This is a genomic window from Couchioplanes azureus (genome assembly GCF_014648355.1).
In the GTDB taxonomy this organism is placed as follows: Bacteria; Actinomycetota; Actinomycetes; order Mycobacteriales; family Micromonosporaceae; genus Actinoplanes; species Actinoplanes azureus.
Map to the genome: position 1 here is coordinate 789,445 of NZ_BMQY01000001.1, position 19,521 is coordinate 808,965.

The following is a 19,521-nucleotide window of genomic DNA, read 5'->3' on the forward strand; positions in this document are numbered from 1 at the left end:
GCGTTCGGTGAAATGCCTACAAAAAGTCAAGGTGACACGCGGGTTTTATCCCGAAAGGTGACCTACTTCTTGCTGGTGAGTGCTTTGCCGAAGAACGCCAGGTTTGCCGGGCGTTCGGCGATGCGGCGCATGAGGTAGCCGTACCACTCGTCGCCGTACGGGACGTAGACGCGCACGGTGTGCCCGGCCGCCGCCAGCCGGGCCTGCTCCTCCGGGCGGATCCCGTAGAGCATCTGGAACTCGAACTCGTCGGGGCGCCGGTCGAACCAGCGGGCCCGGTCCTCGGCGATGGCGATGATCCGCGGGTCGTGCGAGGCGATCATCGGGTAGCCCTCGCCGGACATCAGGATGTTGAGGCAGCGCACGTACGCCTTGTCCACGTCGAGCGTGGACTGGTAGGCGACCGACTCCGGCTCGGCGTACGCGCCCTTGCAGAGCCGCACCCGCGAGCCGGCGGTGGCCAGCTCCCGGCAGTCGCCCTCGGTACGCCGCAGGTAGGCCTGCAGGACCGCGCCGGTGCTCGGGTAGTCCTTGCGCAGCTCGGCGAGGATCTCCAGCGTCGAGTCCGTGGTGGTGTGGTCCTCCATGTCGAGGGTCACCGTGGTGCCCGCCTCGACCGCCGCGGCGCAGATCGCGCGCGCGTGCTCGTACGCCATCCGATCGTCGATCTTCTGACCCATGGCCGAGAGCTTCAGGCTGACCTCGGCCGCCGGCGTCAGCCCGGCGTCCTTCAGCTCCTCGAGCAGGGTGAGGTACTGATCCTTGGTAGCCGTCGCCTGCTCCGCCGTCAGCGTGTCCTCGCCGAGATAGTCCAGAGTGATCGCCAGACCGTCGCCGGCCAGCGTGCTAGTGACGCGCAGAGCGTCGTCGACACCCGTGCCGGCGACGAACCGCGTGACGATCCCCTTGGTGACGGGGGCGGTCGAGATGAGCCGCTCCATCCGGGATGACCGGGCGGCGGCGAGGAAGACGGATCGGAGCATGAGGCGAGCGTATCGCCCGGGTCCCAGCAGGATACGGCGGAGCCGCCACCGCCGATGGTGCACAGCCCGGCACGCCGACCATGTCGGTCCGGGACCCGGGCGGTTACCGTTGTCGGGTGAACTTCGATGCGTACGCACGCACGGCGGTGGAGCTGGTCAACGCGGGCCTCGACGACCTCGCCGGGTTGCGGGCGCTCTTCGGCGGCGGCGAGCTCGCCTGGATGGGCGACGAGGTCACCGACAAGGACCTCGCGGCATTCCGCCGCGCCCAGCGGCGGCTCCGCGAGGTCTTCGAGTACGGCACCTCCGGCCGCGACACGGACGCCGTCGCCGAGCTGAACGCGCTCCTGGAGGCCTATCCGGTGCAGCCGCGCATCTCCGGCCACGACGCCAGCGACTGGCACATGCACGTCACCAGCCGGGGAGCGTCGGTGAGCGCCGAGTTCCTGGCGGGCGCGGTCTGGGGCCTGTCGGTCTGGCTCTGCGAGTACGGCAGCGCACGCTTCGGCATCTGCGCCGACGAGCGCTGCGGCAACGTCTACCTCGACACGTCGTCGAACAACTGCCGCCGCTTCTGCTCGGAGCGCTGCGCGACCCGCTCGCACGTGGCGGCCCACCGCGCCCGCAAGCGCGCCGCTACCCTCACGCCGGCCTGATCCCCGCTCGCCACCTGAGCCGGCACACTTCGGTCCGACCCGCCGCTCGCCTCCCCGGTCCGGCCGTCGGCAGCGGGCCCACGACGCCTACGCCGAGGTGACCGCCGGGGCCGCCGAGCCTGCCGGGGCAAGGTGACGGCGGGCGAACTCCAGCGACTCCCGCAGGTCCTGCACCCGTGCCTCGCGGCTGGTCACCTTGCGGGTCGACACCTCCAGCGCGACGGAACCCCGGAACCCGCGGCTCGACAGCGACCGCAGCAGCTCGGCGCACGGCTGGTTGCCCCGGCCGGGAACCAGGTGCTCGTCCCGGCCCTCCCCGGTGCCGTCGCCCAGGTGGACGTGCTTGAGCCCGGAGCCCATCCGGTCCGCCATCTCCAGCGAGTCGGTCCGGGCCGCCGCGCAGTGCGAAAGATCCAGCGTGTACGCGTCGTAGCCGGCCTCGGTCGGATCCCACCCCGGCACGTACGGGACGAAGGTGCGCCCCGCCATCCGCACCGGATACATGTTCTCGATCGCGAAGGTCGTGTCCGGATGCCGGGCCTGCACCTTCGCCAGCCCCTGCGCGAAGTTGCGGGCGTAGTCGCGCTGCCAGGTGAACGGCGGGTGCACCACCACGGTCGGCGCGCCGAGCGTCTCGGCGAGCTGGGCGGCGCGGCTGAGCCGCTCCCACGGGTCGGGGCTCCACACCCGCTGGGTCACCAGCAGGCACGGCGCGTGCACCGACAGGACCGGCACGCCGTAGTGCTTCGCCAGCCCCTGCAGAGCGCCGGCGTCCTGGCTGACGGCGTCCGTCCAGACCATGACCTCGACGCCGTCGTAGCCCACCGTCGCCGCCATCTCGAACGTGGCCGCGGTGGGCTCGGGGAAGACCGAAGAGCTGGAAAGGATCACCGGGACATGGGAAGCCACGCGTCAAGGGTAGACCCGTCCGGCACGGCTGCCAGTTCCTCGGTCGGTATACATGAGGACAAACCCGGCCCGCTGAGCGCGGGTGCCCGGCGGGCGCGCGTACGCTGTCGCCGTGAGTCGCCGCACCCAGCTCCGCATCCTGATGGACGACGCGGCAGCAGCCCGCGCCCGCGAGGTCGACCTGGACTTCCCTCGCGAATGGATCGAGTTCGTCGATCCCGCCGACGAGCAGCACGTCGTCCGCGCCGACCTGACCTGGCTGCTGTCCCGGTGGACGTGCGTGTTCGGCTCCGCCTGCCACGGCATCATCGCCGGGCGCCCGCAGGACGGCTGCTGCTCGCACGGCGCGTTCTTCACCGACGCCGACGACGAGCACCGGACCAAGCAGGCGGCCGCCAAGCTGACGCCCGAGAACTGGCAGCACTACCGGCGCGGGTTCAAGAACTACACGGAGATGGACACGATCGACGGCGCCAAGCCGGCCCGGCGTACGGCCACCCAGCCCGACGACGGCCCCTGCGTCTTCCTCAACGACGCCGACTTCCCGGGCGGCGGCGGTTGCGCCCTGCACGCCCAGGCGCTGCGCGACGGCGTCCACCCGTTGACCTACAAGCCCGACGTCTGCTGGCAGCTCCCGGTCCGCCGCGAACAGGACTGGACCAAACGCCCGGACGGCACAAAGTACCTGCTCTCCACGCTGACCGAGTTCGACCGCCGCGGCTGGGGCCCAGGCGGCCACGACCTCGACTGGTGGTGCACCTCCTCCCCGGACGCCCACGTGGGCACCGAACCCATGTACCGCTCGTACGGCCCGGAACTCGCCGCCCTCATCGGCCAGGACGCCTACGCCGAACTAGCCCGCCTCTGCGACGCCCGCCTGGCATCCCGCCTGGTAGCCCCCCACCCCGCCACCACCGCCGCGCAAGCCACCACCACCCAAGCCACCAACACACCCAAGAAGCGCGGCGGCCGCGAACCCGCAACACCCCCCACCGCCCCGAAGTAACCGGTCACGGCCGCAGGTCACAGGCGGGGACCGCCCGGACGGAGATCGCGGCACTGGCGAGCCTGGAACGGCTCGACATGATGCCCGGCCTCCCCGGGACGGCTACCTAGGTCGCGGGGTCACCAGGGTGGCGCACCGGCGCCGCACCGGCTCGCGGAGAGCGACCACAACGGCTTCGGGGGAGGGGATGGCCCACGCAGGGATCAAGCCTGACCGCCCGGAGTGGGTCATCCCCTCCCCCGAAGCCCACAGCGACCACCCCCCAAGCCGATCACGGCTCGAACTTGTACCCCAGACCACGCACAGTGACGATGTACCGCGGCGCGCTCGGCTCCGGCTCCACCTTCGACCGCAGCCGCTTCACGTGCACGTCCAGCGTCTTGGTGTCGCCGACATAATCTGCGCCCCAGACCCGGTCGATGAGCTGCCCGCGGGTCAGCACCCGGCCGGCGTTGCGCAGCAGCAGCTCCAGCAGCTCGAACTCCTTCAGCGGCAGCTGAACCCCGGCCCCGTCGACCGTCACCACGTGCCGTTCGACGTCCATCCGGACCGGCCCGGCCGCCAGCGTCGGCGTCGTCACCTCGGCCGCCTCGGCACCCTGGCGGCGCAGCACGGCGCGGATCCGGGCGACCAGCTCGCGCGGCGAGTACGGCTTGGTGACGTAGTCGTCGGCGCCGATCTCCAGCCCGACCACCTTGTCGATCTCGCTGTCCCGGGCGGTCACCATGATGATCGGTACGGCGGAGCGCTGCCGCAGTTGCCGGCAGACCTCCGTGCCGGACATCTCGGGCAACATCAGGTCGAGCAGGACGATGTCGGCGCCGGTCCGGTCGAACTGCGTCAGCGCCGAGGTGCCGGTCGCGGCGACCGAGACCTCGAAGCCCTCCTTGCGGAGCATGTACGACAGGGCGTCGGAGAACGACTCCTCATCCTCGACCACGAGCACGCGAGCCAATGGGGTTCCTTTCCAGAGCCGGCCGTCAGGCCGAGGGGAGCCCGGCCGCGCCGGACTCGATCTCAATCGCCGCCGGTAACGGCAGCGGGGATTCCGGGGGTCGCGCCGGTAGGCGCAAGGTGAACGTCGAACCACCGCCGAGCGTGCTGGACACGTCGACGCGGCCACCGTGGTTGGTGGCGATGTGTTTGACGATGGCCAGACCCAGGCCGGTGCCGCCGGTGGACCGGGACCGGGCCTGGTCGGCACGGTAGAACCGCTCGAAGATCCGGTCGACGTCGTGCGGGGCGATCCCGATGCCCTGGTCGGCGACGTCGATCTCGATCCACTCGTCGTCCTGGCGCAGGCTCAGCGCGACGCGGGTGTTCTCCCCCGAGTACGCGATCGCGTTCTCCACGAGGTTGGTCACGGCGGTGGCGATCTGGCTGTCGCTGCCGTACACGGTGGCGCCCTTGGGGCCGGTGTAGACGACCTCGATGTGCTTCGCCGCCGCGGTGGTGCGGGTCCGGTCGACGACCTCGGCGATGACCCAGTCGACGGCGACCGGCTGCGGCGTGGGCAGCGGCTCGGCGCCCTGCAGGCGGGTGAGCTCGAGCAGCTCGTTGACGAGCCGGCCCATCCGGGCGGACTCGTGGTGGATGCGTTCGGCGAACCGGCGGGCGGCGATCAGGTCCTCGGACTGCGCCTCGGGCGAGGCCTCCGGCATCGCGGTCGCGTCGAGCAGCGCCTCGGCGAGCAGTTGCAGCGCACCGATGGGCGTCTTGAGCTCGTGGCTCACGTTGGCGACGAAGTCGCGGCGGACCCGGGCGAGGCGGTGCGACTCGGTGACGTCGGCGGCCTCGATCGCGACGTGCGTGGAGTTGAGCGCCACCGCGCGCAGGTGCAGGCCCAGGGGTGCCTGGGCGCCGCCGGCGCGTCCCCGGGGCAGGTCGAGCTCGACCTCCCGGCGTACGCCCGTGCGCCGCACCTGGCCGGCCAGGGTCCGCAGGATGGGGTGCGCCGCGAGGGTGCCGGGGGCGCCGCCGGAGCGGAGCAGCCCCATCGCCCGCGCCGCCGGGTTGACGAGCGCGGGGTGGTCCTCCGCATCCAGCACCACCACGCCCACCCGCAGCGAGTCGAGGCTCTTGCGCCCGAGACCCTTGAGGCCGTGCTTGCCGCTCGGCTCCTCGTCGGTGTCGATCTTTCGTCCCCCCTTGGTCGGGACAGCCGGACGGTCGGCCGCCCCCGGCGCGGCCGGGCCGGGCCGGTGGGCGCGGGACAGCAGCCACCCGGCCGCCCCGCCGCCGGCAAGCGCGGCCAGGAGGAGGGCGATGCCGTTCACCGGGTCCACGCAGCGATCGTAGGGTCATTGTTTACCTGGACCGAGCGTACAATCGGACAAATCCGGCGCGCTTCGAGGAATGTTCACCATCCGGCCCGGCGTCGTTCACCGCCGTTCATGTCCGCGCCGCCATGCACTCCTAGCGTTGCCGCTGCAAGCCCTGCACACCCCGGCTCCCGGCCCGGCAAGGCCGAGGCAGCCCACGAACATCGGGACGGAACATGCGCGAGGAGTTTCAGGCCGACCTCCACGAGGTCAGTCGCCTGCTGGTGACGATGGCGGAGGCCGTACGCGCGGCACTGAGGAAGGCGACCACCGCCCTGCTGACCGCCGACCGCGAAGCCGCCGAGTCCGTGGTGGCCCGCGACGCCGAGGTGGACGAGATCTACCGCCAGGTCGAGACGAAGGTCGCCGACACCATCGCCCGGCAGGCCCCGGTCGCCTCCGACCTGCGCATGGTGATCACGGCCCTGCACATCTCCGCCGACCTCGAGCGCATGGGCGACCTGGCCGAGCACGTGGCCAAGACCGCGCTGCGCCGCCACCCCTCGCCGGCCGTACCGGCGGAGCTGCGCCCGGTCTTCCGGCAGATGGCCGAGGTGGCCGACCGCATGGCCGGCAAGATCACCAAGGTCCTGGCCAGCCCGGACGCCGACCTCGCGGCCGAGCTGGAGAAGGACGACGACGCCATGGACGACCTGGAACGCGACCTCTTCAAGGTCCTGCTCGACGACGACTGGCCCTACGGCGCGGAGACGGCGATCGACGGCGCCCTCCTCGGCCGCTTCTACGAGCGCTACGCCGACCACGCGGTCAACTCGGGCCAGCACATGATCTACCTGATCACCGGCGAACAAGCCCAGGACTGACCTCGTCGCCGGAGCGGCCGGGGCGCGGGCCCCGGCCGCTCCGTTCGCGGCTCAGCGGCCCTGGTTGGCGACCGCGGCCGCGGCTTCCCGGGCGAGGTCGGGATCGAGGTACGCGCCGCCGGCCGTCACCGGGCGCAGCGTGTCGTCCAGGTCGTAGCGCAGCGGGATGCCGGTCGGGATGTTGAGCTTGGCGATCGCCTCGTCGGAGATCTGGTCGAGGTGCTTCACGATGGCGCGCAGCGAGTTGCCGTGCGCCGCGACGAGCACCGTCCTGCCCGCCCGCAGGTCGGGGACGATCGCGTCGTACCAGTACGGCAGGGCGCGCAGGAGCACGTCCTTCAGGCATTCGGAGCGCGGCATCAGCTCCGGCGGCAGCGCCGCGTAGCGCGCGTCGCCGATCTGCGAGTACTCGTCGTCGTCGGCGATCGGCGGCGGCGGGACGTCGTACGACCGGCGCCAGAGCATGAACTGCTCCTCGCCGTACGCCTCCAGGGTCTGCTTCTTGTCCTTGCCCTGGAGCGCGCCGTAGTGGCGCTCGTTGAGCCGCCAGTGGCGCTTCACCGGGATCCAGTGCCGGTCCGCCGTGTGCAGGGCGATCTCGCTGGTGCGGATCGCGCGGCGCAGCACGCTGGTGTGCACCACGTCGGGCAGCAGCCCGTGCTCCTTCAGCAACTCGCCGCCACGGCGGGCCTCGGTCTCACCCTTGGCGTTCAGGTCGACGTCGACCCAGCCGGTGAAGAGGTTCTTGGCGTTCCACTCGCTCTCGCCGTGGCGCAGCAGCACAAGGGTCCCAGTCATGCCCTCCATCCTGCCGCAGGCCGGGCGGCGATGTGACGCCACCCTCAGTGGCGACCACCACGTGGAAATCGGGCTGCGGGACCCGCGCGAGATCACTAGGTTGTAAGTCCTGGAATTCGTTACCGGTGCTTACGTGGGGGTACGTGGCGTGCGCGGGTGGTTACGGGAAGCGGCGGGTGGGCTGCCCCGGCAGTTCTGGTTCCTCTGGACCGGCACTCTGATCAACCGGCTGGGCTCCTTCGCCGTCATCTACCTCGCCATCTACCTCACCCAGGAGCAACACTTCACGCAGAGCCAGGCCGGGCTCGTGCTGGGGGCGTACGGCGTCGGCGGCGGGATCGGCACCATGACCGGCGGCGTGCTCACCGACCGCTGGGGCCGGCGCCCCACGATGCTGACCGCCCAGTTCGGCACCGCCGCGCTCATGCTCGCGCTCGGCTTCGCCGAGGGCTTCTGGCAGCTCATGGCCGGCGCCTGGCTGCTGGGCCTGTTCGCCGAGGGGGTACGCCCGGCGTTCCAGGCGATGATGGTCGACGTCCTGCCCGACAAGGACCGCATCCGGGCGTACTCGCTGAACTACTGGGCGGTGAACCTGGGCTTCGCCGGCGCGGCGATCCTTGCGGGCTTCGCCGCCCAGTTGGACTACCTGCTGCTCTTCGTGGTGGACGCGGGCACCACCCTGATCACCGCCCTGATCAGCCTGATCTTCCTGGCCGAGACCAGGCCGGCGCGCACCGCCGCCCGCCGGGCCCGGGGCGGCCCGGGGCTGGGGACGGTGTTCCGCGACCGGGTCTTCCTGATCTTCCTCGGGCTCAACTTCGTCGTCGTGCTGGTGATCATGCAGCACATCTCGGCGCTGCCGATCGCGATGAGCGCGGACGGGCTGAGCCCCGCCACGTTCGGCTGGGTGATCGCGGCGAACGGCATCATGATCGTCGCGGGCCAGCTCTTCGTGCCGAAGCTGATCGACGGCCACAACCGCTCGCGGGTGCTGGCCCTCGCCACGGTCATCATGGGCGTCGGGTTCGGCCTCACCGCGTTCGCGGGCACGCCCGCCTTCTACGTGCTCACGGTGGTCATCTGGACGCTCGGCGAGATGCTCCAGAGCCCGTCGAACTCCGCCCTGGTCGCGGAGCTGTCGCCGTCCCTGCTCCGCGGGCGCTACCAGGGCGTCAACTCGCTGTCGTGGTCGGCGGGCTCCGCGCTGGCGCCGGTGGTCGGCGGCTTCGTCCAGCAGCATGCGGGCGACACGGTGCTCTGGCTGAGCTGCGCGGTGATCGGCGTCCTGGTGGCCGCCGGTCAGATCCTGTCCGGCCCGGCCCGGGAACGCCGCGCCGCGGAGCTCCGGCTCTGCGAGCACCGGCCGACGAGCCCCGCGCCCGCCGGCCTCTCGCCGGCCGCGACGGAGACACCGCACGCGGAGGACGTGACCCCGCCCCAGGCGGTCCGGGTCGCGGCCGACGGCTGAACCGGGTGGTAAGCAATTGGCCTTCCGGGCGAGTCGACCATCATCCGTGAGGGCGAAGTTGCCGCCTGTGACCGTCCCGACAGATGGCGGAACGCCAACTCGCTTGTGAGCCTTGCCGAGCCCAACTAGCGTGGTCGATGGACGCCGAACCGTCAGTTCGGGGAACGGGTCGACCTTTCGGGGTCACCGCGGTGCGGCGTCCGGGGACGGGTGGCATCAGCCGTTGGGGGACGGCGCGACCCGAGACCGGCGGTTAGTGCGGGCGACGCCTATGGGGATGGGTGTCGTCCGCCGCCGCCGGCGCCACCCGCGCACACTCACGAAAGCCCAGGTCAGCGCGGCATAAGCGCCCGCGCAGCCCAGGTCAGCGCGCCAGAAGCGCCCAGGCGAGACCCGGCGGCGCGCCCGAAGCGCCCGCGCGAGACCCGGCCGGCGCCACGACGGCGCTTCCCCCGCGGAAGCCCGAGCACGGCGCCACAGAAATGCGCTTCGGAAGCCGGGACCCGGCGCCCCGAAAACCGGGTGTGACGCCGCCACCGGAATGTCCTCGGAAAGCCGGGCCCGAGCGCGGCTAGCCCTTTTTTGCGTCCGGGTCGGCGAAGTGGGCGAAGGCCTGCAGATTGGCCAGCGACTCACCGCGCTTGACGCGCCACTCCCATTCCCGGCGGATGGCCGTGCCGAAGCCGATCTCCAGCATCGAGTCGAACGACTCGTCCGCGTAGGTGAGCACCGCGCCCAGCAACCGGTCGAGTTCGTCCTCGTCGAGGCCGTGCAGGCTCGTCCGGCCGGTCAGATAGACGTCGCCGGCCTGGTCGATGGAGAAGGCGACACCGTACATCCGGGCGTTGCGGCGCAGCAGCCACGCCCACAGCTGCTCGTGGTTCTCGTCGGGGTGCCGCATGACGAAGGCCTCGATCCGCAGGGCGTGCTCCCCCACGATCAGGTTGCAGGCGGTCTTGAGCTTGTGCGTCCCCGGCATCGTGACGACCCACGACGAGTCGCCGGTCGGCTCGCACGGCAGCTCACGCTCCGCGCAGACACGCTCGATGAGGGCCCCGATCTCGTTCACCACAGGTGAAAGCGTGCCACACAGGACACGGTCACCACGAAAGCGAGCCCGCCAGACGGGCCGCGATCAGCGCACGGTGCTCCGCCACGGCCTCGCGGTAGACCCGGAGGAGCCCGGTCGCCGTACGTTCCCAGGAGAAGTTCGATGCGTGCCGGACCGCACCCACCGACAGCCGCAGGCGCCGCGCGGGCTCGCGCAGCAGACCGCCCAGCACGCTTGCCCAGGCGGCCGGCTCGTGGCCGTCCACGAGGACGCCGCTGACCCCGTCGGTGACCGCGGTGACCAGGCCTCCGACGGCCGCCGCGACCACGGGTGTGCCGCAGGCCTGCGCCTCCAGGGCGACCAGGCCGAACGACTCGCTGTGCGACGGCACCGCGACCAGATCCGCCGACCGGTAGAGCGCGGCGAGCGCCTCCCCGGTCTGCGGCGCCAGGAAGCGCACCTTGTGCGAGACGCCGAGCCTGGCGGCCAGCTCGATGAGCGACGTCGGCCGGTCGAGGCCGCTGCCGCTGGGCCCGCCGCAGATGACCACGGTGAGCTGCTCGTCGCGCAGCGGTTGCTGGGCCAGCGCCCGGATGAGGACGTCGGGGCCCTTGAGCGGCTGGATGCGGCCGACGAAGGCCACCACGTGGCCGCGCTCGCTCAGGCCGAGGCGGCGGCGGTCGGCCGCCTGGTCGCCGGGGCGGAACCGGCCCAGGTCGACGCCGGGCTGCACCACGCTGAGCCGGGTGGGCTCGGCGTCGTACCAGGTCACCAGGTCCTGGGCCTCGAAGCGGGTGTTGGCCACCAGCCGGTCGGACTCGGCGATGACCTGCTCCTCGCCGATCACCCGGGCCTTGGGCTCGGGCCGGTCGCCGGCCGCGATGAACCTGTTCTTGACCTTGGCGAGGGTGTGCGCGGTGTGCACGTGCGGCACGCCCCAACGCTCCCGGGCGAGCCAGCCGACCTGGCCCGACATCCAGTAGTGCGAGTGGATCAGGTCGTAGTGGCCGGGCGGGTTGGCGGCCTCGGCCCGGAGCACGCCGTTGGTGAACGCGCAGAGCTGCGACGGCAGCTCCTCCTTCGACAGGCCCTCGAACGGCCCGGCCGTGACGTGCCGCACGGTGACGCCGGGAGCCATCTCGACGACCGGCGGCAGCTCGCTCGACGTGGCCCGGGTGAAGATCTCGACCTCGACGCCGAGGGCGGCGAGCCGCTTGGACACCTCGACGATGTAGACGTTCATGCCGCCCGCGTCGCCCGTGCCCGGCTGCGCCAGCGGGGACGTGTGCACCGAGAGGGTGGCGATGCGTCGGGGGGTCGGCCAGTCGCGACCTGCGTCCCGCGGATCAGCCACGTCGTGTCCCTTCCAGGCGCAGGAGTGCAGCCGCGCCCGCGGACGGAGGCGGCTCAAACGTAACGGGCAACTGTTACGACGGCGTTCATCTTCCCGGCCCCGACGTGCCGAACGTCACTCCCGGCGGCCGGAGGTGACCCAGGTCATGAGGCAGGATCGAAGGCATGGTTCAGAAGAAGATCGCGGTTGTCACCGGCGCGTCCAGCGGCATCGGCGCGGCGACCGCCCGCCGCCTGGCCGCGGAGGGCTTCCACGTGGTGGCCGCGGCGCGCCGGGACGACCGGCTGAAGGAGCTCGTCGGCGCGCTGGCCCCCGGCTGCGCCACCGCGGTGACCTGCGACGTGACCTCGGACGAGTCGGTGGCCGACCTGGCCGCCGCGGTGGGCCGGCTCGACGGGGACCTCACGCTGCTCGTCAACAACGCCGGCGGCGCCCGCGGGGTGGATCCGGTCGCCGAGGGCTCGGTCGCCGACTGGCAGTGGATGTACGACGTCAACGTGCTCGGCACCCTGCGGGTCACCAAGGCGCTGCTGCCCGCCCTCGAGGCGAGCGGCGCCGGCACGGTGGTCACGGTGGGTTCCACGGCGGCGTTCGTCGTGTACGAGGGCGGCGGCGGATACACGGCCGCCAAGCACGCCCAGACGGCGCTGGTCGGCACCCTGCGGCTGGAGCTGGCGGGCAAGCCGGTCCGGGTCGTCGAGATCGACCCGGGCATGGTGCGGACCGAGGAGTTCTCCCTGAACCGCCTCGGCGACCGGGCCAAGGCCGACGCCGTCTACGCCGGGGTGCGCGAGCCGCTCGTCGCCGACGACATCGCGGACTGCATCGCCTGGGCCGCCACCCGGCCGCAGCACGTCAACGTCGACCGGCTGGTGGTCCGCCCGATCGCCCAGGCCGCCCAGCACAAGGTCGTCCGCGAGTAGCGGTGGCGACCAGACCGCTCGGGGCCGTCACCCGGGGCACCACGAACCCCAACCGGCTGCGCCGGGTGGACAACTTCATCGCGTACCGGTGCGGGGATCTGCTGGCGGCCGCGGCCTCGCCCTTGGTGGTCGACCTGGGCTACGGGGCGACGCCGATCACGGCGATCGAGCTGCGGGCCCGGCTGGCCGCGGCGGTCCGCCCGGACGTCGCGGTGGTCGGCCTGGAGATCGATCCCGGACGGGTGGCGGCCGCGCAGCCGTTCGCCGACCCGCCCCGGCTCGAGTTCCGCCGCGGCGGCTTCGAGCTCGCCGGCCTGCGCCCGACCGTGGTGCGGGCGTTCAACGTGCTGCGCCAGTACGCCGAGGACGAGGTCGCCGCCGCGTGGCGCACGATGACCGCCACCGGGGCTCTCCTGGTCGAGGGGACCTGTGACGAGCTGGGCCGGATCGCCACCTGGGCGGTCGTCGAGGCGGGGGTGCCGCACAGCCTGACCCTGTCGGCCCGGCTGTCCGGCCTGGACCATCCGGCGACCTTCGCCGAGCGGCTGCCGAAGGCCCTGATCCACCACAACGTGCCGGGTCACCCGGTGCACCGTCTCGTCGCGACGCTGGGTGCGGCGTGGGAGGCGAGCGCCACCCCGTTCGGGGCACGCCAGCGCTGGCTCGCGACCGTCGAGCGGTTCCGGTCGTCGTGGCCGGTGCTGGACGGTCCCGCCCGGTGGCGCCGGGGCGAGCTGACCGTCCCCTGGCCGGGGGCATGACGAACGGGCCGGCCTCCGTGCGGAGACCGGCCCGTTTCATCGGGGGGCGGGCAATGCCTACTGGGTGATGGTGACGTCGAACATCGGGTCGGCGGCGACGGTCTTGAACGCGGCCAGGCCGGAGGCGGTCGAGTTCACCGAGATGTCGCGGTCGCCCTCGTCGTCCTTCGCGGTGTCGAAGTAGACGACCGCCTTGACCTTCGGGTGCGCCTTCAGCTCGGGGATCACCGTGCTGAACGCCGGCGCCTTGTCCACCTTGACCGAGGTGCGGTGGTACATGCCCCACTCCGCGACCATGATGGGCTTGGCCGGGTGGTTGGTGACGGCCCAGTCGTACCAGCCGAGGCCGCCGCCGGTGGGCTTGCGGTCGAGGATGTCGCCCATGTCGCCGTAGTGGTAGTAGCCCTTCTCGACGCTCACGTACGAGTCGAGACCGATCCAGTCCACGACGTCGTCACCGGGGTACAGGTCCTTCCACCACGACTGCGCCATCCACTTCTCGTTGCCCATGTACGCGATGACGTTGATCGCGTTGGTGACACCGTTGGCGCGCAGCCGCTTGATGACGTAGCGGTACATGTTCGCGTAGTCCTTGGCGGTCATGCCCGAGCCGGCGGTCGGATTGACGTCGTTCTCCGGCTCGTGGTGCAGGGCGAGGAAGAACTTCTGCGTGCCGTAGTTCTGCTTCACGTACGCCGACCAGTTGTCGATCCGCGCGTCCTGTCCGCCCGCGGCGACCTTGGCCCACGTGGTGTTGTACGCGATCTTCCAGTTGAGCAGCAGCACCCGCGGCTTGGCCGGGTCGCGGGTCATCGCGATCTCCGCCTTGGTCGGGAACATCTCGTCACCCTTGTGGTACTGGTGGAAGATCGCCGCGGTCCGCCCGGTCAGCGCCTCCCAGTCCTTCAGCGCCTGGTCGCGCGGGGTGTCGGTGAAGCCACCGGCGGCGGCGCCCCAGAGCACGCCGCACGAGGGCACCAGCAGCGCATCGGTGGTGCAGCCGGTCGCCGGCGCGGTGGTCGGCGCCGGGGTGGTCGGCGCCGGGGTGGTCGGCGCGGTGGTGACCGGCGCGGCCGTGGTCGGCGCGGTGGTCGGCGCGGTCGTGGCCGGGGGCACCGTGGTGGGCGCGGTCGAGGGTGCCGTCTGCGTCGGGGCGGTGGTGGGCGCCGTCGTCGGGGCCGTGGTGGGGGCCGTGGTCGGCGCCGTCGTCTTCTTCGCGACGGTCAGCCGCAGCTCCGGTCCGCCGCCGGTGGCGCTGCCGTACTCCAGGGCGCGCACCCGGGTGACGCCGGTCGTCGCGGCCGACTTCAGGGCGAACGCGTACGTGCCCGACCTGGTGACCACGTTGGACAGATCGAAGCTCAGGGTCGTGTCGGTGACCTTCGGCTTGATCGAGGCGATCGCCTTGCCGAGGGCGGGCGCGTTCGCCGCGGTGATGCGGTTCTCGGTCCAGGACGTCGACACCGCGTGGACGGTCAGCGTGGCCGCGATCGGCTTGCTGTCCACCGGAAGCCGCAGCTCCGCGCCGGTCACCGTGACACCGGTGGTGAGCTTGGGCGCGAACTTGAGGTACGAGAGCCGGGTCTCCCCCGCGGACCTGCCGACGACGAGCTTGTCGGCCTGGCCGAAGTTGGTGTTCCGGCGCGTGCTCGACGTGTACGAGTCGTCGGTGGTGAACACGCTGACGGTCTCGGTGGTCGTCGCGGCGTTCGCCGTACCGGCCAGCCCGAGGCCCGCGCCTGCGGCAACCACGCCCGTCACGGCGATGCCGATGATCCCCCGCCTGGCAGTCACGTAAGTCCCCCCGTATGTCAATCAATCGCTGTCTGACATCCAGGTTCGGAACGGGCGGGTGCCGCCGCGGAGTGCGTTCGGGTGCAGCCCAGGTGCCTGTCCGGCCGGGTGGGGGCAGGCGGCAGGCGGCCGTCGGAATGAAGAGCTTTCCGGGTGGAAACCGGCGGCCGGACAGACGAAAGCGCCGCCGGACCTTCAGGTCCGGCGGCGCTGTTTCGCTGGTACGCCCGTTACGTGGTGGGCGCCTTCTCGGCCAGCATCGACTTCAGCGCGCCCAGCAGCAGATCGGAGGTGAACGGCTTCTTGACGAGCACCGCCTCCTCGTCGATCAGGCCCTTGGCGACGGCCATGTCCTTGGGCAGGCCCGAGATGAAGACGACGCCGAGGTCCGGCCGCATCTGCGTGCAGTCGCGGGCCACGTCGCCGCCCGGGACGTCGGGCAGGGTGAGGTCGGTGACGAGCACGTCGATGTCGCCCGGGTGGTCCCGGCAGACCGCCAGGGCCTGGTCGGCGTCGGCGGCGACCAGGGTGGCGAAGCCGCGTCGCTCCAGCATCCGGCGCATGATGTCGCGCAGATCCTCCTCGTCGTCGACGACGAGGACGGTCGGACGCTCCTGCGTGGTTTCGGACATGCGAGCCTCCAGGCAGCCTTGTGCGGTTCACGCTAACCGCGGGTCAGCGGCCCGGGTGGCGCTTTCCGGCAATCAGAGACTGAGCTTCCACTTGTCCAGGATGCCGGTGGTGGTGCCGAGGGTGTCCTTGACCTGAAGCGACCACTTCCCGTTGCGCGGGGCGCCCGAGAGGTCGATCGTGTACGTCTGCACGATGTCTGCCGCTTTATCCGCCTTGTCGGCCGCCTTGAGGGTGTACTTCACGCCGGTCGGGCTGGTCAGCGAGACGACGAGCGACCCGCGGTACGCGTGCCGCGCCGTCACGGCCACGGTCGAGGTGGACGAGGCGGTGCCGGAGCAGGTCGTCACCGTCTTGCTGCTGGTGGCCGTGGACAGCCGGCCGATCCGGACGTCCGTACCCATGACGAAGGGCCCGCACTCGGCCGCGGCGACCGGCTCGGCAACCGGCGCGGTGTTGAGGAAGCCGGTGTACAGCAGCTTGTTGACCGAGCCGCTGCCCGGGTTCACCACCCGGCCCGCGCTCGCCTGCTCCACCAGCGCCGCCCGGACCTGCGCCGGCGACCAGTCGGGGTGCGCCGCGACGACCAGCGCCGCCGCGCCCGCCACGTGCGGCGCGGCCATCGAGGTGCCACTCATCATCGCGGTGGCCGTGTCGGACGAGTACGAGGCCGAGGTGATACGCACGCCGGGGGCGAAGATGTCCAGGCACGAGCCGTAGTTGGAGAACGTGGCCCGGGTGTCGGCGCTGTCCGTGGCACCGACCGTGATCGCCTCGGGCGCGGACGCGGGCGAGTAGCTGCACGCGTTCTTGTTGTCGTTGCCGGCCGACACGGAGTAGGTGATGCCCGCCGCGATCGACTTCGCGACCGCCGAGTTCAGGGCCGAGCTCGCCGATCCGCCGATGCTCATGTTGGCCACGGCCGGCTTGACGGCGTTGCGGGTCACCCAGTCCACGCCCGCGATGATCGCCGAGTAGGAGCCGGTGCCCGAGCAGTTGAGCACCCGGACGCCGACGAGCTTGACGTCCTTGGCGACACCGTAGGTCTTGCCGCCGATCGTGCCGGCCACGTGGGTGCCGTGGCCGTTGCAGTCCTGCGCCACCGCGTCGTTGTCGATGAAGTCCCGGCCGTTGCTGGCCCGGCCGCCGAACTCGGCGTGCCCGACCCGCAGGCCGGTGTCCAGCACGTACGCCGTCACGTTCGACGCCGGCCGGTAGGTGTAGCTCTTCGACAGCGGCAGCGCCGGCTGGTCGATCCGGTCCAGCCCCCAGACCGGGTCCGGCTGCGTGCCGAGGTCGGCGAGGCGCACCTTGGCGTCCTGCTCCACGTACTCGACGGCGGGGTTGGCCGCCAGGCGGCGGGCCTCGAGCGCCGTCATGTCGGCCTGGAAGCCGCGGACGGCCGTCGAGTAGCTGGCGAGCACCTCGCCGCCGTAGCGCCGGGCGAGCGCCCGCGAGACCGACGGCACCTCCGCGGCGTCGGCGGAGGCGGCCTTCAGCACCACGATGTAGCTGTCGGTGATGGCGCCGGAGGCGGCCGTGCGGACCGTGCCGAGCGGCAGGGCGCCGGGCGTGCCGGCGATGGCGGTGCCGGCCGTACCGGTCACCACCGCGGCGGTGGCGATGCCGGCGGTCAGCGCGAGGCGCGCGACACGGCGCCGGCCGTCGTGACGGATCATGCTGGATTTCCCCCCGTGTTCTGCCACCGGCGGCGGACATCACCTGACGTGGACAGGCATGCCGGTGGCACCTGAGGGGAAATGCTGAAGACGGGGCAGAGCCGCCCCGGGACCTCGGAGGTTGCCGCTGAGGTGCAGCCGCATCGTCCGGAGCTCCATCGGCTAAGTCGCTCCTCAGCGGGGCCGAACTACCCGCTGTCAGGACCGCTGCACCGCCACCGAGCAAGGAGAGCGCTATGACCACCGTGCTGTCGCCCGAGATCGTCGTCGTCGACTCGCTGGCCGAGCGCTGCGACCGCTGCGGCGCCGCCGCCAAGCTGGAGCTCAGCCTCGCCGGCGGCGGAAGCCTCGCGTTCTGCGGCCACCACGCCAACCGCTACGCCGACCGGCTCGTGCCGATGGCCGCCAAGGCCGCGGTCGAGGACGGCTTCGCATGGGCCGGGCGGTCTCACAGCGTGTGACCCCTTGATCCCATCCGCCGCGATATGATCACTCCCTCACTATTGGGCAGAAACGCCCATATTTAGAGGGGTTCATCGGTGCAGTTCGCGGCGCACGACGTGGGCAGGCTGTCCCGGCTCGCCGCCGGGAGCACCGGTGTCGCCGTGGCGATCTCCGGCGGCCTCAGCCTGGTCCTGCCTCCCGCGGGAGCGGACGACACACTGACGCAGAGCCCGGCGGCCGCACTTCTGGCCGCCGGGCTCGCGCTGTTCCTGCTCGCCCTGCCACGCGTGAGCCGGCCGCTGCGCATCGCCGCCTACGTGCCGGCCCTGCTCGCCACCGGCCTCGGCGCCGCCGCCGTCCCCGCACATCCGGCCGCGGGGGTCGCCACGCTGCTCGCCGGGCTGGCGCTGACCTGCCTCGACCTGTACGTGCACCGCCGCGCGGGCGACCCGGTGCGGTACCGGGTGGCCGATCCGCTCGTGGCGGGCAGCGCGATCATCTCCCTCGTGGCCCTGGTGCCCCGGATGTTCGCGCCGGCCTTCCCCGAGGGCGGCGGGCCGGACAGCGTGATGTCGCCGTACCACGCGGGCGGCCTGTTCATCCTGGCCGTCGGCATCGTGCTGGCCCGGCCCGAGGCGGGGCCGCTGCGCACGGACGCGACCGCCGGACCGGGCACGAAGATCCGCCGGATGCTGCCCGCCGTGGTCGCCGTACCGGTCATCGCCGCCCTGGTGAGCGCGCTCGCGGTGCGCACCGGGATCAGCCGGCCCGCGGCCGCGATCAGCACCGGGGCGATCCTCGCCACGCTGGCACTCGTGGCCCTGGTGGGCTACCTCGTGCGGTCCCTGGAGGGTGCGGACCAGCGGCAGCGGAAGCTGGTCGCGGAACTGCACGAGCGGCGCGACTTCGCCGACACGCTGCTGCAGTCGATGAACGAGGCGGTGATGGTGCTCGACGCCAACCACCGGGTGATCGACGTGAACCGGCGCTGGCGGGAGCTGACCGGCAACCGCGACCCGGACGGCATGCCGCCGGCGCCGTCCCTGCCCCCGGCCGGCACCCAGGACTGGCTGATCCGGCGCACCGACGGCACCGAGGTGCCCGTGCTCGCCACGATGGCGGCCATCCCGGACGCCGCCGGACAGCCACGCGGCTACGTGGCCACGTACGTGGACATCACCGACCGCAAGCGGGCCGAGGACGAGCTGAGCAGCCACGCCGCGGAGCTGGAGAGCAGCAACGACCGGCTCCGGGAGGCGAACGCGAAGCTGGGGGCGGCCCTGGCCTTCAAGAACGACCTGACCTCGATGCTCACCCACGACGTGGCCCAGCCGATCAGCTCGATCGCCAGCCTGGCCGAGCTGCTGCACGCCGACTGGGCGGACCTGCCCGACGACATCCGGCTCGAGCTCGCCACGAAGATCAACAAGAACACCCACCGGCTCATCAAGATGATGAACGACCTGCAGCTGCTCTTCCGGCTGGACACCGGCGCCGTCACCGCGCGGCGCACGCCGGTGCAGATGCGCGAGGTCGTCACGTCGGTGCTCGACGAGCTGGAGGACACCGACGACGTCGACGTGGCGGTCGAGGACGACGTCGCCGCTCTCGCCGACCGCCAGCACGTCTGGCACGTCGTGCGGAACCTGGTGAGCAACGCTCTCAGCTACGGCGAGAAGCCGGTCGAGGTCCGCGCCTCCCGCGACGGCGAGACGGTCGTCCTGATCGTGCAGGACCGCGGCGGCGGCATCCCCGAGGAGCTCGTGCCGAACCTCTTCGACCGCTTCATGCGCGGCGCGGGTCTGGGCCTGTTCATCGTCCGCCACCTGGTGGAAGCGAACGGGGGCTCGGTCCGCTACGAGCGGGCCGAGCCCCGGGGCGCGCGTCTGGTGGTGACCTGGGAGGCCGCCGCCGTGTGAG

The 19,521-nt window shown here is 71.9% G+C and carries 18 protein-coding genes; 8 read left to right on the top strand and 10 right to left on the bottom strand.

Annotation, left to right across the window (positions count from 1 at the left end; all coding sequences use genetic code 11):
* Positions 1-62: 62 nt before the first annotated feature.
* Positions 63-983 carry a proline dehydrogenase family protein gene (locus IEY99_RS03625; RefSeq protein ID WP_189199248.1) on the bottom strand — a complete coding sequence of 307 codons (921 nt, stop codon included), beginning with the start codon at positions 981-983 and terminating at the stop codon, positions 63-65.
* Between the two features lie 116 nt (positions 984-1,099).
* Here IEY99_RS03625 and IEY99_RS03630 point away from each other — a divergent pair, with 116 nt between their 5' ends.
* Positions 1,100-1,639 carry a CGNR zinc finger domain-containing protein gene (locus tag IEY99_RS03630; protein ID WP_189199250.1) on the top strand — a complete coding sequence of 180 codons (540 nt, stop codon included), beginning with the start codon at positions 1,100-1,102 and terminating at the stop codon, positions 1,637-1,639.
* Between the two features lie 87 nt (positions 1,640-1,726).
* Here IEY99_RS03630 and IEY99_RS03635 read toward each other — a convergent pair whose 3' ends face one another.
* On the bottom strand, positions 1,727-2,548 hold the full coding sequence (locus tag IEY99_RS03635; RefSeq protein ID WP_189199252.1) for a sugar phosphate isomerase/epimerase family protein: 822 nt from the start codon (positions 2,546-2,548) through the stop codon (positions 1,727-1,729).
* A 142-nt stretch (positions 2,549-2,690) separates the two neighbouring features.
* Between IEY99_RS03635 and IEY99_RS03640 the strand changes: the two genes are divergently transcribed.
* Positions 2,691-3,554, top strand: a complete 864-nt coding sequence (locus IEY99_RS03640; RefSeq protein ID WP_189200585.1) for a DUF3109 family protein — start codon at positions 2,691-2,693, stop codon at positions 3,552-3,554.
* 271 nt (positions 3,555-3,825) lie between these two features.
* Here the strand turns inward: IEY99_RS03640 and IEY99_RS03645 are convergent, their stop codons facing one another.
* Positions 3,826-4,509 carry a response regulator gene (locus IEY99_RS03645; protein ID WP_189199254.1) on the bottom strand — a complete coding sequence of 228 codons (684 nt, stop codon included), beginning with the start codon at positions 4,507-4,509 and terminating at the stop codon, positions 3,826-3,828.
* Between the two features lie 25 nt (positions 4,510-4,534).
* Positions 4,535-5,830, bottom strand: a complete 1,296-nt coding sequence (locus tag IEY99_RS03650; RefSeq protein ID WP_229798224.1) for a sensor histidine kinase — start codon at positions 5,828-5,830, stop codon at positions 4,535-4,537.
* Between the two features lie 221 nt (positions 5,831-6,051).
* Here IEY99_RS03650 and phoU point away from each other — a divergent pair, with 221 nt between their 5' ends.
* Positions 6,052-6,699 (top strand): phosphate signaling complex protein PhoU, encoded by a 648-nt coding sequence (gene phoU / locus IEY99_RS03655; protein WP_189199256.1) that lies wholly within the window; start codon positions 6,052-6,054, stop codon positions 6,697-6,699.
* A gap of 51 nt (positions 6,700-6,750) precedes the next feature.
* Here phoU and IEY99_RS03660 read toward each other — a convergent pair whose 3' ends face one another.
* On the bottom strand, positions 6,751-7,506 hold the full coding sequence (locus tag IEY99_RS03660) for a phosphoglyceromutase (protein ID WP_189199258.1): 756 nt from the start codon (positions 7,504-7,506) through the stop codon (positions 6,751-6,753).
* Between the two features lie 139 nt (positions 7,507-7,645).
* On the opposite strand from IEY99_RS03660, the gene IEY99_RS03665 reads away from it, so the two are divergent.
* Positions 7,646-8,965, top strand: a complete 1,320-nt coding sequence (locus IEY99_RS03665; protein ID WP_189199260.1) for an MDR family MFS transporter — start codon at positions 7,646-7,648, stop codon at positions 8,963-8,965.
* Positions 8,966-9,536: 571 nt separating this feature from the next.
* Here IEY99_RS03665 and IEY99_RS03670 read toward each other — a convergent pair.
* Positions 9,537-10,034, bottom strand: coding sequence for a type III secretion system chaperone family protein (locus IEY99_RS03670; protein WP_189200589.1), 498 nt, complete (start codon positions 10,032-10,034; stop codon positions 9,537-9,539).
* A 31-nt stretch (positions 10,035-10,065) separates the two neighbouring features.
* Positions 10,066-11,370: a D-inositol-3-phosphate glycosyltransferase gene (gene mshA, locus IEY99_RS03675; protein WP_229798066.1), complete on the bottom strand. Its 1,305-nt coding sequence runs from the start codon at positions 11,368-11,370 to the stop codon at positions 10,066-10,068.
* A gap of 164 nt (positions 11,371-11,534) precedes the next feature.
* On the opposite strand from mshA, the gene IEY99_RS03680 reads away from it, so the two are divergent.
* Positions 11,535-12,293 (top strand): SDR family oxidoreductase, encoded by a 759-nt coding sequence (locus tag IEY99_RS03680; protein ID WP_189199264.1) that lies wholly within the window; start codon positions 11,535-11,537, stop codon positions 12,291-12,293.
* A 2-nt stretch (positions 12,294-12,295) separates the two neighbouring features.
* Positions 12,296-13,054, top strand: coding sequence for a class I SAM-dependent methyltransferase (locus tag IEY99_RS03685; RefSeq protein ID WP_189199266.1), 759 nt, complete (start codon positions 12,296-12,298; stop codon positions 13,052-13,054).
* Positions 13,055-13,111: 57 nt separating this feature from the next.
* Here IEY99_RS03685 and IEY99_RS03690 read toward each other — a convergent pair whose 3' ends face one another.
* The 3 genes from IEY99_RS03690 to IEY99_RS03700 all read right to left on the bottom strand — a co-directional run bounded on the left by IEY99_RS03690 (position 13,112) and on the right by IEY99_RS03700 (position 17,157).
* On the bottom strand, positions 13,112-14,848 hold the full coding sequence (locus IEY99_RS03690; protein WP_229798068.1) for a CBM96 family carbohydrate-binding protein: 1,737 nt from the start codon (positions 14,846-14,848) through the stop codon (positions 13,112-13,114).
* Positions 14,849-15,078: 230 nt separating this feature from the next.
* Entirely contained in the window at positions 15,079-15,480 is a 402-nt protein-coding gene (locus tag IEY99_RS03695; RefSeq protein WP_189199268.1) for a response regulator, read from the bottom strand.
* A 72-nt stretch (positions 15,481-15,552) separates the two neighbouring features.
* Positions 15,553-17,157, bottom strand: coding sequence for a S8 family peptidase (locus tag IEY99_RS03700; RefSeq protein ID WP_189199270.1), 1,605 nt, complete (start codon positions 17,155-17,157; stop codon positions 15,553-15,555).
* A gap of 236 nt (positions 17,158-17,393) precedes the next feature.
* On the opposite strand from IEY99_RS03700, the gene IEY99_RS03705 reads away from it, so the two are divergent.
* Together IEY99_RS03705 and IEY99_RS03710 are read left to right on the top strand one after the other, a co-directional pair.
* Positions 17,394-17,618 (top strand): DUF7455 domain-containing protein, encoded by a 225-nt coding sequence (locus IEY99_RS03705; protein ID WP_189199272.1) that lies wholly within the window; start codon positions 17,394-17,396, stop codon positions 17,616-17,618.
* A 78-nt stretch (positions 17,619-17,696) separates the two neighbouring features.
* On the top strand, positions 17,697-19,520 hold the full coding sequence (locus IEY99_RS03710) for a PAS domain-containing sensor histidine kinase (RefSeq protein ID WP_189199274.1): 1,824 nt from the start codon (positions 17,697-17,699) through the stop codon (positions 19,518-19,520).
* Position 19,521 lies beyond the last annotated feature (1 nt).

Coding starts and splice junctions, on each gene's coding strand:
- IEY99_RS03625 (WP_189199248.1), bottom strand. CDS start 983: ATGCTCCGATCCGTCTTCCTCGCCGCCGCCCGGTCATCCCGGATGGAG.
- phoU (WP_189199256.1), top strand. CDS start 6,052: ATGCGCGAGGAGTTTCAGGCCGACCTCCACGAGGTCAGTCGCCTGCTG.
- IEY99_RS03640 (WP_189200585.1), top strand. CDS start 2,691: ATGGACGACGCGGCAGCAGCCCGCGCCCGCGAGGTCGACCTGGACTTC.
- IEY99_RS03680 (WP_189199264.1), top strand. CDS start 11,535: ATGGTTCAGAAGAAGATCGCGGTTGTCACCGGCGCGTCCAGCGGCATC.
- IEY99_RS03660 (WP_189199258.1), bottom strand. CDS start 7,506: ATGGAGGGCATGACTGGGACCCTTGTGCTGCTGCGCCACGGCGAGAGC.
- IEY99_RS03705 (WP_189199272.1), top strand. CDS start 17,394: ATGACCACCGTGCTGTCGCCCGAGATCGTCGTCGTCGACTCGCTGGCC.
- IEY99_RS03700 (WP_189199270.1), bottom strand. CDS start 17,157: ATGATCCGTCACGACGGCCGGCGCCGTGTCGCGCGCCTCGCGCTGACC.
- IEY99_RS03695 (WP_189199268.1), bottom strand. CDS start 15,480: ATGTCCGAAACCACGCAGGAGCGTCCGACCGTCCTCGTCGTCGACGAC.